13 protein-coding genes are annotated in these 13,759 nt (G+C 41.2%); 10 read left to right on the top strand and 3 right to left on the bottom strand.

What is annotated here, in order from left to right; translation table 11 throughout:
* Positions 1-188: 188 nt before the first annotated feature.
* The 4 genes from GS399_RS13835 (at position 189) to GS399_RS13820 (ending at position 5,747) form a co-directional block, all read left to right on the top strand.
* Positions 189-887, top strand: a complete 699-nt coding sequence (locus GS399_RS13835) for a 3'-5' exonuclease (protein WP_160845240.1) — start codon at positions 189-191, stop codon at positions 885-887.
* Positions 884-2,791 carry a DUF294 nucleotidyltransferase-like domain-containing protein gene (locus GS399_RS13830; RefSeq protein ID WP_160845239.1) on the top strand — a complete coding sequence of 636 codons (1,908 nt, stop codon included), beginning with the start codon at positions 884-886 and terminating at the stop codon, positions 2,789-2,791. The genes GS399_RS13835 and GS399_RS13830 overlap by 4 nt, the downstream gene beginning before the upstream one ends.
* A 180-nt stretch (positions 2,792-2,971) precedes the next feature.
* Positions 2,972-3,640: a response regulator gene (locus GS399_RS13825; RefSeq protein WP_160845238.1), complete on the top strand. Its 669-nt coding sequence runs from the start codon at positions 2,972-2,974 to the stop codon at positions 3,638-3,640.
* 229 nt (positions 3,641-3,869) lie between these two features.
* Positions 3,870-5,747 carry a PAS domain S-box protein gene (locus tag GS399_RS13820; protein ID WP_160845237.1) on the top strand — a complete coding sequence of 626 codons (1,878 nt, stop codon included), beginning with the start codon at positions 3,870-3,872 and terminating at the stop codon, positions 5,745-5,747.
* A 35-nt stretch (positions 5,748-5,782) separates the two neighbouring features.
* On the opposite strand, the gene GS399_RS13815 is transcribed toward GS399_RS13820, so the two are convergent.
* The 3 genes from GS399_RS13815 to sucC form a co-directional block, all read right to left on the bottom strand.
* Positions 5,783-6,034, bottom strand: a complete 252-nt coding sequence (locus tag GS399_RS13815; protein ID WP_202409464.1) for a carboxymuconolactone decarboxylase family protein — start codon at positions 6,032-6,034, stop codon at positions 5,783-5,785.
* A 981-nt stretch (positions 6,035-7,015) separates the two neighbouring features.
* A complete protein-coding gene (locus GS399_RS13810) occupies positions 7,016-7,465 on the bottom strand; it encodes an SRPBCC domain-containing protein (protein WP_160845236.1) in 450 nt (149 codons plus the stop codon).
* A 183-nt stretch (positions 7,466-7,648) separates the two neighbouring features.
* A complete protein-coding gene (gene sucC, locus GS399_RS13805; protein WP_160845235.1) occupies positions 7,649-8,842 on the bottom strand; it encodes an ADP-forming succinate--CoA ligase subunit beta in 1,194 nt (397 codons plus the stop codon).
* Positions 8,843-8,956: 114 nt separating this feature from the next.
* Here sucC and GS399_RS13800 point away from each other — a divergent pair, with 114 nt between their 5' ends.
* From GS399_RS13800 to GS399_RS13775, 6 genes are all read left to right on the top strand, one after another.
* A complete protein-coding gene (locus GS399_RS13800; RefSeq protein ID WP_160845234.1) occupies positions 8,957-9,814 on the top strand; it encodes a ThuA domain-containing protein in 858 nt (285 codons plus the stop codon).
* 12 nt (positions 9,815-9,826) lie between these two features.
* Positions 9,827-10,483: an ABC transporter ATP-binding protein gene (locus tag GS399_RS13795; RefSeq protein WP_160845233.1), complete on the top strand. Its 657-nt coding sequence runs from the start codon at positions 9,827-9,829 to the stop codon at positions 10,481-10,483.
* Entirely contained in the window at positions 10,483-10,902 is a 420-nt protein-coding gene (locus tag GS399_RS13790) for an ATP-grasp domain-containing protein (RefSeq protein WP_160845232.1), read from the top strand. Before GS399_RS13795 ends, GS399_RS13790 begins: the two co-directional genes overlap by 1 nt.
* The gene (locus GS399_RS13785) at positions 10,902-11,516 is read left to right on the top strand and encodes an HAD family hydrolase (RefSeq protein WP_160845231.1); all 615 of its coding nucleotides are present in this window, start codon (positions 10,902-10,904) and stop codon (positions 11,514-11,516) included. The genes GS399_RS13790 and GS399_RS13785 overlap by 1 nt, the downstream gene beginning before the upstream one ends.
* Positions 11,517-11,539: 23 nt before the next feature.
* Positions 11,540-13,114, top strand: a complete 1,575-nt coding sequence (locus GS399_RS13780) for a S41 family peptidase (protein ID WP_160845230.1) — start codon at positions 11,540-11,542, stop codon at positions 13,112-13,114.
* Between the two features lie 132 nt (positions 13,115-13,246).
* Positions 13,247-13,759 (top strand): DinB family protein, encoded by a 513-nt coding sequence (locus tag GS399_RS13775; protein ID WP_160845229.1) that lies wholly within the window; start codon positions 13,247-13,249, stop codon positions 13,757-13,759.

The following is a 13,759-nucleotide window of genomic DNA, read 5'->3' as shown; positions in this document are numbered from 1 at the left end:
AAGTTGATCAATCAGATACGTAATTTAAACTTGAAAGCTTTAGCAGCTATGGTTGTTAAAGTATAAAACGGGAGCTCTGCGTTAGTAGTAGCTCCCGTTTTGATTTACTGCCCCAAAAAGGTTATAGCGTTTTTCGAAACAAAATGTAAACGCATTTTATTACTATTGCAAACGCAAACCAGTTACCATTGAACGAATACCTTCTGTTTATCGATACGGAGGCTTCCGGCTTACCAAAAAAGTGGAATTTGCCTTATTCGGCAGATGCAAACTGGCCGCATGTACTTCAAATTGCTTGGGTAATATATCGTAAGAATGGTACCGAGGTCAAACAGGCAAATCATTACATATCTAATACCAATGCTCCGATAAGCCATGATGCAGCCGCTATCCATGGTATAACACGCCAGTTTTTAGAAGACAATGGAGAGGGCAGAAAAGAAGTTTTAAAGCAGCTTGCCTCGGATATAAAAGAATATCAACCAATGGTCGTTGGCCATTTTATCGAGCTTGATTATCGGATTCTTGGCGCCGAGTATTATAGGTCTGAACTTTCCAACCCTTTGCAGAAAGTTGAAACGTTTTGTACCATGCTGGCAACTTCATACCTTGTTCGCAATCCACAAGCAGGTTTTTTAAAGCTCGGAAATTTGTACCAGCAACTTTTTACCAAACTGCCTGAAAAACAACACGACGCATTTTTCGATGCAAGATCTACTGCCGAATGTTTTTTTGAGCTGTTGCACCGCGGTGATTTTTCTGAAAGCCTTATTGATTCACAAAAAAAAGTATTTAGTAATTTACCACAGGTTGCACCGCAAAATGGATGGAAACTTCCGGCTTTCATCTTTTTCCTGGTAGGTATAATTATTTTATATTGCTTATGATTGGTCAGATCGATTTTTTAAAGAACCATCTTCCATTTAGTTTACTACCAGACGATGTTTTGATCGGTGTTGCCGATGTCCTTGAAAAAGTAACTTATACAAAAGATACCTTCATTTACCAGCAGGAAGTTACGAAAATGAAGGGTGTTGATATTTTGGTGGAAGGCGAGTATGAATCTTTCTTTTATGACAGTGCTCAAAATAAACGCTCCCTTGAAATTCATCATGCAGGTTACTGTTACGGCGGAATCTCTGTTTTACTTAACCGGAAACGCTCGCTGAAAACCGTTATCGCGAAGAAAGGTACTGTTATTTATTTTCTTCCGCGTAAGGAGTTTAGGGCGCTTTGCCGCGGATTTGAAGAGTTCTTCCACTATTTTACCACGCAGTTCGGCAACCGGATGCTCGACGAGGAGTTTGTTCATTTTTTTAAGAAACCGATCGCGTTCGAGGAAAGTTATATCGCGTCCGAACAATTGTATTCGCGTCGGATAGAAAGTATTGAGTACCGCGAGATCGTATGGTGCCGGGAAGACACGCCGATTTACCAGACGGCCCGAATCATGGCGGCAAATAAAGTAAGCTGTTTGTTTGTTAAAAATGAAAAGGACGAAATCTCCGGTTATGTGACAGACATCACACTGCGGGACAATGTGACGGCCAAGCAAGCCGACGCTGCTCAACCGATCGTAAAAGTAATGGACAATCCAATTGTCAGTATCGATTCGCATGCCTACGTGTACGAGGCCATTTTGCGGATGTTCAATACGAAAACCAGGTATTTACTGATTAAAGATAAGGGCAATTACATTGGATTTCTGAGCCGGAATAAGCTTTTAAGTGAACAGGCCGAATCACCTCTCGTATTTATTCAGTCCGTTAAGCAGGCACGTTCAACTGAGGAATTACAAAGGAAATGGAATCAGGTGCCGAAATTTGTAACACAGTTGCTTACAAAAGGAGTGCACGCTGAAATTGTCAATCAGGTTATAACAACCATCGCAGACACAATTTCGCTAAAAGTAATTGACAATGCCATTGCGGAAATTGGTCAGCCGCCGGCAAAATTCGCTTTCATGGTGCTGGGCAGCGAGGGACGAAAGGAACAGACCCTTAAAACGGATCAGGATAATGCAATTATTTACGAGGATAAAGCAAATGAGCATAGGGAAGAAGTAAGGGAATATTTTCTCCGTTTTGCAGATATGGTTTCTACTAGCCTTGATTTCGTCGGCATCAGCTTTTGTACGGGCGATTACATGGCCAAAAACCCCAAGTGGACGCATTCTTTATCGCACTGGAAACGTAACTACGAAAGCTGGATGAGCGATTCGCTTCCCGAAACAGTTATACAATTTTCAACTTTTTTCGACTGCCGTTTCATTTACGGAGATAAGTCGATTTTTGACGAATTGCAACAGTTTATTGATAGCGCGCTTGAAAATCCTATGCAAAAGCTATTTTTCTTTATGGCAAAAAATGCGTTGCAGTACGAACCTCCTTTAACATTTTTCAAGAGCATTAAAACCGTTACGAAAGGCGACCGGGAAGTTTTCGATATTAAAAAGACAATGACACCAATTGTCGACCTGGTACGTGTTTATGCATTAAGGAATCGTGTATTTGAAGTTAATACAGGAGAGCGGCTGAAAGTGTTATGTGAGAAAGGTGTCTTTACGGAAAAAGAATATCACGAACTAATGCAATCTTACTATTACCTGATGGGAATGAGACTAAGAAGCCAGGCCCGGCAGATAGCTCAGGATCATACAGAGCCGGATAACGACATCGACTTGAAAAGCATTACGAAAATCGAACAGGTAACGCTGGTAGAGATTTTCAAAACAATCCGCGATTTTCAATCAAAGATCAGGCTCGAGTTTACTAACACAATATTCGGATAGTTTTATTGTTAAGCTTAAGGTTGTTACCATGTAGCCTGGCGTTTTGACGGGCTTACCGTCTGGATGGTTTTCTGCTTGAGTTGTTCCGAACAAATTTTTATATGGGTTGTTCGTTTTGATGACAGATACCACTGAAGTAACGCGTTCATATCACACCAATTAATAGCGGCAATTTTGTAAATGACAAATGAAAAAAAGATCAGAGTTATTCTGGCCGAGGACCATAATATTGTACGAAACGGAATCCGTAATTTACTGAATACAGACAGCGGACTTACGGTTGTGGGTGAAGCACTCAATGGACTCGAAGCGTTGACGCTGATCAGAAATGGAACTTCTGCTGACATCATACTTGCAGATATGAACATGCCAATGATGGATGGACTGCAAATGACCGAAGAAATACGGTCCTTGCCTGATGTACCGAAAGTCATTTTGCTTACAATGCTTGATCATGAACAATATGTCATCAAAGCATTTCGTATGGGTGTTAAAGGATATCTTTTAAAGAATGTAACCGCAGACGAGCTTATTTTTGCTATAAAATTTATACACAAAGACAGCCGGTATATTTGTTCAGAGCTGGCTTTACGCTTTTTAGACAGGCTTGTTGACCTACCAGTTACTGAAGAAAGCACCCAATGGGTAACTGGCCTCGAATTTTCGAAACGGGAAATGGAGATTTTAGAGCATATTGCCGAGGGACTCACCAACCAGGAAATAGCGGATAAATTGTTTACCAGCAAACGTACTGTTGAAGGCCACCGGCAAAGTCTGATTGATAAAACAGGCATGCGTAATACCGCGGCGCTCATTAGGTTTGCCATGCGCAACAGACTTATCAGTTAAAGTCAAAAAAATAGCTGCTACTCGCAAATTCGGTGTTAGTATCTGTTTGTTATCAGCACCGGGTTGACTATTTAATTAGTAATCTTCCGATGCTGTTATTCATCCACAAAATATCCAGATGAGAAAAACTGCCGGTCAGTTCTGCGTGACGAAAATGTTAATTCTATACAATCAAAATTGTATTTTCGTTAACGTATGACGATTGTGATAATTTCGACTGCAATAAAACATGAATAACAAAAAGGTTTTACAAGAGAACCCGGCACTTTGCGACGACGAAGTACAAACGCGTCAACCAGATAACTTGCCGGAATCTTTTGAAAATATGTCCATGCCTTGTCAATTATTGGATGTAAACGGAATTATTACGCATGCAAACAGCGCTCTGCTTGATCTATTAGGCTACACTGACGAAGAATACATAGCGCAGCCGATAGATAAGTTTTGTATCGGTCGAAAAGCATTCCAGGAAATAAGCAGCCGTCGTTCGCAAAAACAAGGTCTTTTAAATTTTGCCGCCGTGCTAAAATGCAAAAATGGTTCGCTGGTAAATGTTTTACTTACAGCCGATCCTGTTAAATCGAATAATGGATTTACTTATTTACAATGTTTCGTTACCGATGTTAGTATTTTAAAAAAAGGCGATGACGAAAAAGATGAACTGTTAGCAAACCTGGAACATAGTGAAGCACGGCTTAAGATGGCCCTGGAATATATCAACCTGGGGACATGGGATTTTAACCCGATAAGCGGAGAGTTGATATGGTCTGATGAATGCCGAAGGATATATGGAGTTGAACCTGACACTGTGATTAGTTTTGAGCTTTTCGCAGACCACATATCAAGTAAAGATAGAGAAGCAGTACTGGAAAAGCTTCAGCAAGTTATGAATGCCGGTTCTTCTGGCTTGTATGACAATTCACATCGAATTATTCGCTTCGATGACAATACGGAAAGATGGATCAGGTCGCAGGGGAAGGTATATTTCAACAACCAAGGTAAGCCCCAGCGGTTTATAGGAACTGTAGCCGACATAACTGACAGCAAACTCGCGGAAGAAAAAAGCGCAAGGCTGGTTGCGATTGTTGAATCGTCTGACGATGCCATAATCAGTAAGACGCTGGATGGTGTTATTACGAGCTGGAATGATTCGGCAAAGCGGATTTTTGGTTATTCCGCTGATGAAATTATCGGGCAGTCGGTTCTAAAGCTGATTCCGGATGACCGTAAAAACGAAGAACCACAAATACTCGCTCGTTTGAGACGAGGTGAGCGTGTCGATCATTTTGAAACGAAACGCATTACGAAATACAACAAATTGCTGGATCTTTCTTTGACAATATCTCCGGTAAAGGACTTTGAGGGTAACATAATAGGCGTTTCTAAAATAGCACGTGACATCACTGATAAGAAAAGAGAAGAGGCTAAGAAGAATGATTTCATCGCGATGGTAAGTCACGAACTGAAAACACCGTTAACGTCGATCAAATCGTATATCCAGGTATTGCTTGCACAGGCGAAAAAGGACGGGGATAGTTTTCGGACTCACGCGCTTACGCGTACCGAGGTGCAGGTAAAAAAAATGGTAAATATGGTTAGCGATTTTTTGAATCTTGCGAGACTTGAGGAAGCCAAGATCAACATCAACAAAGAGTATTTTAATTTGAAGCCTTTGATTGAAGAGATTGTAAGTGAAGCTAAATTATTAACAGCTTATAATGATATTGTTATTTCCGGATGCGACTTAACTCTTTTTGCTGATAAAGAAAAGATTGGCCAGGTGCTGACCAATCTGATTAGTAATGCAATTAAATATTCACCGGAAGGCGGGACAATTGCGATTGGCTCGGAAAAAACTACTGATGGAGTCAAAATATTCGTTAGCGATAACGGCATTGGTATCGCTTTGGTCGATCAGAAAAAGCTATTCGAAAGATTCTATCGGGTTGAAAATGAAAAGCTTAAAAATGTTTCCGGATTTGGCGTTGGATTATACCTGGTCGCAGAATTGCTGCGTTACCATGACAGCGAAATAAAAATAGAAAGCAGTGAAGGGAAAGGGTCGACGTTTTATTTTTTTATGAAAGAAGACCTGGAAATTAAGTAACCAGATTTAATTAACCTGGCTACTTGAGTGACATATCAAACAGTTGCTTCGCGATTGGTGTGTGCAATGTTTAACAGCGCTTTTAGCTTCGGACTTATTTCAGTTTCGCCCAATCCGGCTTTGATATCATCAATAAATTCGGGGCCTTTGTTTAAATGTGTAGCGGCAGCCGCACCATGCGATGTATGGCAAAAATGGCAGTCGTTTTTATACGACACCGATGAGGCAATAATTTCCCTTTCGCCGCTTGTAAGCGTTGATTCGCCTCTTAACAAAGTTTTCTGCAAGCTCTAATAACGGTTTTGCTGTCTCAGGCCGGTAGTTTAATAATCCGCTTATTCCCGGAAGGTTTTCGTTTGTTAATTTAATATGCGCCATGATTTGATAATTGATCATTTCAATTTCTGTAAAAGTATGGAGTTACAAAAAGATATCAGCTTTTAGTTTAGCCTGAAAATCATCTCAACCTTAATTGCTTATTTACCGATAATTCCGTTTGATTGGAAGCGCAACTTCAGTTCGATGATTGAAATTTGTTCCGGCTTTCCGCTAATACTACACAGGCATTAGCCACTTGGGCCGGAATCCGCTTCAATCCGGGCTAAAATGCAAGGGCTGTTCCATAATTTTTGGCAGTTGCCGGGCAAGCTGAACATAGAAGAACTGTCCTGCCATCAATAAACCCAATGGTAGCGGCAGCTTTTGCGTCGTTCAGCAGTTGCGATCATTTTTGCATAACCAGCAAAACTACAGCAAACAGTGGGACTGAAGCAGCCGAAGAATATCAGTTTATGCTTTTCAAAAACACCGTTTATCGAACAATGTCTTATGACATGATCTGCGTTCTAATAATTCACTATACATCATTTACATAACTTATTTGAAGCGCAGTGCCAGTTTGTTGATTAATGTTGTTCCGGCTTTCAGCGGTTATTTTATTGTAAGTCCTCACAAAATAAGTTAGTTATTCTATATTTTTGAAGCGCAGTGGCAGTTCGACGATTGATGTTTGTTCCGGCTTTCCGCTTATACTGCACAGGCATTAGCCACTTGGGCCGGTATCCGCTTCAATCCGGGCTAAAATGCAGGGGCTGTTCCCTGATTTTTGGAAGTTGCCGGGCAAGCTGAACATAGAAGAACTGCAGTGTCGTCAATAAACCTCACGCCTTTGTTGGTGTCCCACCAATAATTATTCAACTATTTATATTAACGATTTTCGCAATACATCAGGCAGGCTTAAAATCGAAGAAAAACAAAGGTTTATTTAATTATTTCATAAAATCGAAAGCGCCTTTCCGGAGATTGATCCCATATTCGAGATAAGCTTTCATACAAGCCAGGAAGTTAGCCCAGCCTTCGGTGTTGCCACGCAGCCATTTAATTCCGGCTTCGTTGTTTTCCTTGCTTTTTTCGGCGACAGACACAACGGTTCCACCATTTTTTTCCGTTAAAGAAATTTCAACCAGGGTTTCATCTTCATCAGGTCCCCAATAAAACGATACAAATTCGTTTTTGGTAATTTTGCTGCTACGCACCGGGCAATCATCTTTAAACTCGGGGAAATGCCAGATTAGTTCTTTGCTTTCTTCCAGCCGCCCGTTGCTGTCTGCAATGAAATAGTTCGACATCTTATCTGGGTTTACTATTGCTTCAAAAACTTCAGCAGGTGATTTCGAAATTTGAATTTTGGCTGATGCCTCTAATGTTTTATCGCTCATGGTTAGTTTGTGTTATGTCAACAAATCAAAGTTATAGAACGAAACTAATAGCTTTATAGCCGCAGTTAAAATTTATTTAAACGGTTAGTAATGCAGACAACGTTCCAAACGCTGTCTGCGTTTGTCAATAAAAAAAAAGCCTTCCCAATTTCTTAGGAAGGCTTTCTATATCAGTTTGCGTTGTTATTTCGCCAGAACTTCTTTTACTCTGTCAGCCGCTTCTCTAAGTAAAATTGCTGAATAAACTTTCAGTCCTGATTCGTCGATCAGCTTTTTAGCTTCTTCAGCATTTGTACCCTGAAGGCGAACGATAATCGGAACCGGAATGTTGCCGATTTCCTGGTAAGCATCAATAACACCCTGAGCAACACGGTCGCAACGAACGATACCACCAAAGATGTTGATCAGAATAGCCTTTACGTTCGGATCTTTGAGGATGATGTTGAATGCAGCTTTAACAGTTTGCGCATTTGCGGTACCGCCAACATCCAGGAAGTTTGCAGGCTCGCCGCCGGCAAGTTTAATAATGTCCATCGTCGCCATCGCTAAGCCGGCACCGTTAACCATACAGCCAACATTCCCATCAAGCTTAACGTAGTTGAGGTTGCTTTCGCTTGCTTCAACTTCGGTTGGATCTTCCTCAGTCGTGTCGCGTAAAGCAGCGTAATCCGGATGACGGAATAATCCGTTATCATCCAAATTTACTTTTGCGTCTACCGCTAAAATTTTGTCATCGGATGTTTTCAGAACCGGGTTAATTTCGAACATTGATGAATCCGTTCCTTCATACGCTTTATATAATGCGGCAACAAATTTGGTCATTTCTTTATAAGCTGCTCCGCTCAAACCTAAATTGAAAGCGATCTTGCTGGCCTGGAATGGACGCAGACCAACTTTAGGATCAATCTCTTCTTTGAAGATCAGGTGAGGAGTGTGTTCGGCAACTTCTTCGATATCCATACCGCCTTCGGTTGAATACATCACTATGTTACGTCCTTTGGCGCGATCCAGCAGAACGCTCATGTAAAATTCTTTGGTTGCGCTTTCGCCGGGATAATACACATCCTGAGCTACCAAAACCTTGTTTACTTTTTTACCTTCAACACCAGTTTGTGGAGTAATTAATTGCATGCCGATAATGTCGGATGCTCTTTGTTTCACTTCATCAAGGTTTTTTGCCAATTTAACGCCACCACCTTTTCCGCGTCCGCCTGCATGGATCTGTGCTTTTACCACAACCCAGTCAGAGTTAAAATCCTCTTTCAATTTTTTTGCAGCCTCAACAGCCTCTTCCGGCGTATCGGCAACAATACCTTCCTGAATGCGTACGCCATAGCTTTTTAAAATGGCTTTTCCTTGATATTCGTGAATGTTCATTGCTTTTAAACTATTTGCGGGTAAAACTACCAAAAAAAATAAATTGTCGGCAAGTAATGTGCATTTGTTTAAATTGTCGGCGGTTTAAGCTCTCATGACATCAACCGATACCGAATGAAATATAAACTTATTCTATGCATTCTGTTAATCGCATCGCTGGAAACGTCGGCTCATGTTCCGCGATTCAATGTTATTGCCTTTTTTACCGGAATAAACGACCAGGCACATGTAAGCTTTGTTCGCGAAGCAAACATTTGGTTTAACACAGTTGCTAAGAAATATCAATTCAGGTACGACACGACGAGTAACTGGAATAATCTTAATGATAAATTTCTATCGGGATACCAGGTAGTTCTGTTTCTTGACACGCGACCGGAGAAATCCGAACAGCGAGATGCTTTTCAACGATATATGGAAAATGGCGGAGCGTGGATGGGATTTCATTTTTCGGCCTTTGCTTTAACCCCGTCCGACTATAACCAGAACTGGGATTGGTACCATAATCAATTCTTAGGTTCGGGTCAGTATGGCAGCAATACATGGCGGCCAACCTCAGCCATCTTAAAGGTAGAAGATAAACAGCATGCAGTTTGCAAAAAGCTTCCGGTGAAGTTTAAGGCAGCGGCTAATGAATGGTATCGCTGGCAAAATGATCTCACAAAAAATAAAGATATTGACATTTTGCTTGCCATCGATTCAACGAGCTTTCCATTAGGCACGGGGCCCAAGCAGTCCGAAATATGGCATTCGGGTTATTATCCTGTCGCCTGGACGAACAAAAAATACCGAATGGTTTACCTGAATATGGGGCATAATGATATGGACTATGAACATAAGTTTGGCGCCGATACCAAAACATTGTCTCATACATTTTCCGAGCCTTATCAAAATCAATTTATCATTAATTCGCTTTTATGGCTTGCCGGCAGGGAAAACAATCCGAATTCGGCTAAGAATGAAAGTCATAAATAGTATTTTCGCAGCATGCTTCAGGCAACAGGAATCAGCAAATCATATAATAAGCTGGAAATTTTAAAAGGAGTAGATATTCATGTATCTACCGGTGAGATTGTTACTATAACTGGACCTTCAGGGGCGGGAAAAAGTACCTTACTGCATATTATCGGCACGCTCGATAAAGCCGATAAAGGTGAAGTTCTGATCAATAAGATCAGTATTAACAAGCTTTCCTCCAAACGATTAAGTATTTTCAGGAATCAGTATATCGGGTTTATTTTCCAGTTTCACCATCTTCTGCCTGAATTTACAGCGCTGGAGAATGTTTGTATTCCGGCTTTTATCGCTGGCAAAAACGAAAAACAGGCTGGGGTACGTGCGCTTGAGCTGTTGAAGATGCTCGGTCTGGAACATCGTGCCCAGCATAAGCCGTCGGAACTGTCCGGTGGAGAGCAGCAACGGGTTGCCATCGCACGGGCGCTAATTAATCAACCGGCCGTTGTTATGGCCGATGAACCTTCCGGAAACCTGGATACAGCAAACGCTCAAAGCCTTCACGAGCTTTTTTTTGAACTGCGGGAGAAAACCGGACAGACATTTATTATCGTAACTCACAACGAGGATCTGGCGCAAATGGCAGATCGTAAAATACTTATGCGCGACGGAAAAATAGTTACTGAATAATGGCGGGATTAATAACTGCGGGATCTTCATCACAGGCCTATAAATTGAAATCGTTAATTGCAGATGACGGGGACGTTTTTTTAGGCGATCATAAACCGCTTCCATCTGTAAAATTACCGGGAATTTGTTTTATTAAGATTCCATCTTCTGCGTCGCTAAGTTTTGCACATGAATTATTGACTTTGTGTCTTGACAACGGAATTACAATGGTTTATCCCTTATGCTACCAGGAAATTAGATTACTTGCAGAATCAAAACAGTTGTTTAGCGAATACGGAATTACTGTTTTTACCCCTGAAGCAAGCGTGTTGCATAAATTTGAAACAACTCAAGAGGGGAATCCTGTTATACGAGATGTGCAACCATGTGGTATTTTCTCGGAATCCGCTGACTCTTTAAAAATTTATATTGCCTATTGATGATTAAATACGCTGACCTGGACCCTCGAAAGAAAGCGTTCATATTTGAGCTTGATGATGTATTGTATCCGCAAAAGGACTATTTATTACAGGTTTATTACCTCTTTGCCAGCTTTATTGAATATACAGAAACGGTTCCTCCGGCCGCTGATCTGACCGCTTTCATGAAAAAAGTTTATGAAAATTACGGCTCAGACCGGATTTTTGAAAAAGCAAGCGAAGCTTTTGCGATAGATAAAAAATATCAGGACAACTTTGAACGTTTGCATATAACGGCCCGTCTGCCCCTGAAGCTTATTTTGTTTCCGGAGATGCTGTCGTTGTTACAGGAAATTGTAGTTGATCGCAAGTCTATTTTTATAGTAACCAACGGGAATCCGGAACAGCAGCTCAACAAGATCAGACAAATAGAATGGAACGGGCTTGAAAACTATCTTAGGGTTTTTTTCGCAGATGAAATAAAACCTAAACCAGACTCGGATGTCTTTACGTATATCCTTGAAAAACATCAGCTTTTAAGACGGGATGTTTTGATAATTGGCGCTACGAATAGTGATGAGGATTTTGCCGCGGCAGCCGGTGCCGATTATTTGGATGTTACTAATTTTCGTTAGATTTATAGTATGATTTGAAGTATATGAGAAAACGACTTATTTATTTTTTCGCTCTTTTATTGGCAGGTTCAGCAGCCTTGCAATCTTGTAAAAAAGACAAAAAAGATACCGGAACTCCAAGCGGCCCACCCACGACCGGAACCCGCGATGAACTGACAAAAGATTCTATCTATCTATATACAAAGGAGCTTTATTACTGGAACTCCAGTCTCCCTGATTACGCCACGTTCAATCCTCGCAAATACAGCTCAAATGAGGCTGAATTGTTCGCTTTGACACAATTTTCAAACAATCCTGAAACAAGTAAACCGTACGAATATGTGGATGGAAAGGAGCCTAAGTATTCATTTATCGATGACGGAACTGTGTCGGGACAGCTCGGCGGACAGGGTGGCGATTACGGATTTTCGGTTAAGGCGGACCCGGACAGAAATGTAAGAGTAAGTTCAGTTTATGCTACTTCACCGGCCGCTACAGCTGGATTAAAACGTGGTTTCAAGGTTACCAAAGTTAATGGAACAACGGTTGATTTAACTTCGCAAACCAGTGTTGATGCGATTAACAATGGAATTTTTGGCGGAAATTCTAACGTGAAACTGACTGTGGTTGATAATAATGGGGCTTCAAAAGATGTAACCGTTACACGGGGATTCTACAATTTAAATCCAATTTTATACACACATGTTTACACGGTCGGCGCTAAGAAAGTAGGTTACATTGTGTACAACAGTTTCACTTCAGATACCACTAAAATTCAGTCTGCCTTTTCAAGTTTTGAAGGCCAGGGTGTTTCGGAGTTAGTTATTGATTTGCGATATAATGGCGGTGGATATGTAAGCACATCGGGCTATATGGCTAATTCAATTGCTCCGGCGTCTCAAACCGGTAAGGTGATGTTTACTTATTACTTTAACCAATACCTGCAGAATTTAACAACCACTCAGAGAAAGTCATCAGTGCTTATTCATCAGCCGATTTTGGATGAAGATGGTGAAATCCAGCCTAGTTCGCAGGCCATCAACGGAAAGTATTATACTTACGCAGATGTGGGATATCAGCCAACTGACAACCAGGGTAATGTTGAGCACTTTTCTAAAAAAGGTGGATTAAACATTAACAGGGTTTATTTTATTGTTAGCGGTTCTACAGCCTCTGCTAGTGAGTTGCTGATAAATAACTTACGGCCCGTACTCTCTGAAGTTAAATTGATTGGAACCACCACTTACGGAAAACCTGTTGGGTTTTTTGGAATTCACATCGATAAGATCGATATCTATACGCCTGAGTTCGAAACCAAGAATCAGAGTAATACAGGGGGCTATTATTCAGGAATGAAAGTTGACCAGGACGCGGTCGACGATGTTACACACGACTGGGGCGATGTTAACGAAACAGAACTTCGCTATGCGCTGAATTATGCGGGTACTGGTTCGTTCACCGGTACGGCGGTAGTCATCGCTGGTGCAAAAGCAGTTACGCTGAGCAAGCAAAACGCTGCTACTGATCTTACAGCGACTGAGCAGGCTACCATAAACAGAAAGTTAGATCCCGGTAAATTCAACGGTATGATCCTCGATCATCTCCGGGGAAAGAGATAACTATTACGTTCTTTAAAGGCTTGCAATTGCAAGCCTTTCTTATTTAGATTGTCGCTTCCAACCCGTTTATTGTCGGATTGCCACCTATTTTAAGATATAAAGAGTGTCTAATTTTATTCGAAAGAATAAACAATGGACAAGTCGAATCTTTCGGAACAGTTCGAGCGAACTGAGGAACAACTCCTGGATGCTATTAATTTGTTCTCGGACGAGCAGATAAATACTGTTCCGTTTAAAGACAGCTGGACAGGCGCCCAGGTGGCAGATCATGTGACGAAATTCCAATCGGGTATTCCGGAGCTTTTTGGCGGAGTAACGGTTAAAGCTGATCGCGATCCTGGCGAAAAAGTTGAACCATTAAAAAAGCTTTTTCTTGACCATTCAATCAAAATGCAATCACCCGATTTCGTTTGGCCAACGGATGATTATCTTGAGAAAGATGCCATCATTGCAGCCTTACAGCAGCGCAAACAGGAAATTACGAAAGTGATAAACGATTACGACCTGGATGAAATTTGTATAGGATTCCAGTTACCTGTTTTCGGAACGCTGACACAGAAGGAGTGGATTTATTTTATAATTTTCCATACGCAACGGCATACTCATCAACTACAAAACATCTACGAAAAAGTAAGCCGGTCTTAG

This window comes from Hufsiella arboris (assembly GCF_009834875.1).
In the GTDB taxonomy this organism is placed as follows: Bacteria; Bacteroidota; Bacteroidia; order Sphingobacteriales; family Sphingobacteriaceae; genus Hufsiella_A; species Hufsiella_A arboris.
The sequence above is the reverse complement of the archived record's forward strand: the minus strand, read 5'-3'. Positions and strand labels throughout refer to the sequence as shown.

Bases quoted from the DNA above. Each gene is read 5' to 3' on its own strand.
- sucC (WP_160845235.1), bottom strand. From the start codon at position 8,842: ATGAACATTCACGAATATCAAGGAAAAGCCATTTTAAAAAGCTATGGC.
- GS399_RS13780 (WP_160845230.1), top strand. From the start codon at position 11,540: ATGAGAAAACGACTTATTTATTTTTTCGCTCTTTTATTGGCAGGTTCA.
- GS399_RS13785 (WP_160845231.1), top strand. From the start codon at position 10,902: ATGATTAAATACGCTGACCTGGACCCTCGAAAGAAAGCGTTCATATTT.
- GS399_RS13790 (WP_160845232.1), top strand. From the start codon at position 10,483: ATGGCGGGATTAATAACTGCGGGATCTTCATCACAGGCCTATAAATTG.
- GS399_RS13830 (WP_160845239.1), top strand. From the start codon at position 884: ATGATTGGTCAGATCGATTTTTTAAAGAACCATCTTCCATTTAGTTTA.
- GS399_RS13800 (WP_160845234.1), top strand. From the start codon at position 8,957: ATGAAATATAAACTTATTCTATGCATTCTGTTAATCGCATCGCTGGAA.
- GS399_RS13825 (WP_160845238.1), top strand. From the start codon at position 2,972: ATGACAAATGAAAAAAAGATCAGAGTTATTCTGGCCGAGGACCATAAT.
- GS399_RS13810 (WP_160845236.1), bottom strand. From the start codon at position 7,465: ATGAGCGATAAAACATTAGAGGCATCAGCCAAAATTCAAATTTCGAAA.
- GS399_RS13775 (WP_160845229.1), top strand. From the start codon at position 13,247: ATGGACAAGTCGAATCTTTCGGAACAGTTCGAGCGAACTGAGGAACAA.
- GS399_RS13795 (WP_160845233.1), top strand. From the start codon at position 9,827: ATGCTTCAGGCAACAGGAATCAGCAAATCATATAATAAGCTGGAAATT.
- GS399_RS13820 (WP_160845237.1), top strand. From the start codon at position 3,870: ATGAATAACAAAAAGGTTTTACAAGAGAACCCGGCACTTTGCGACGAC.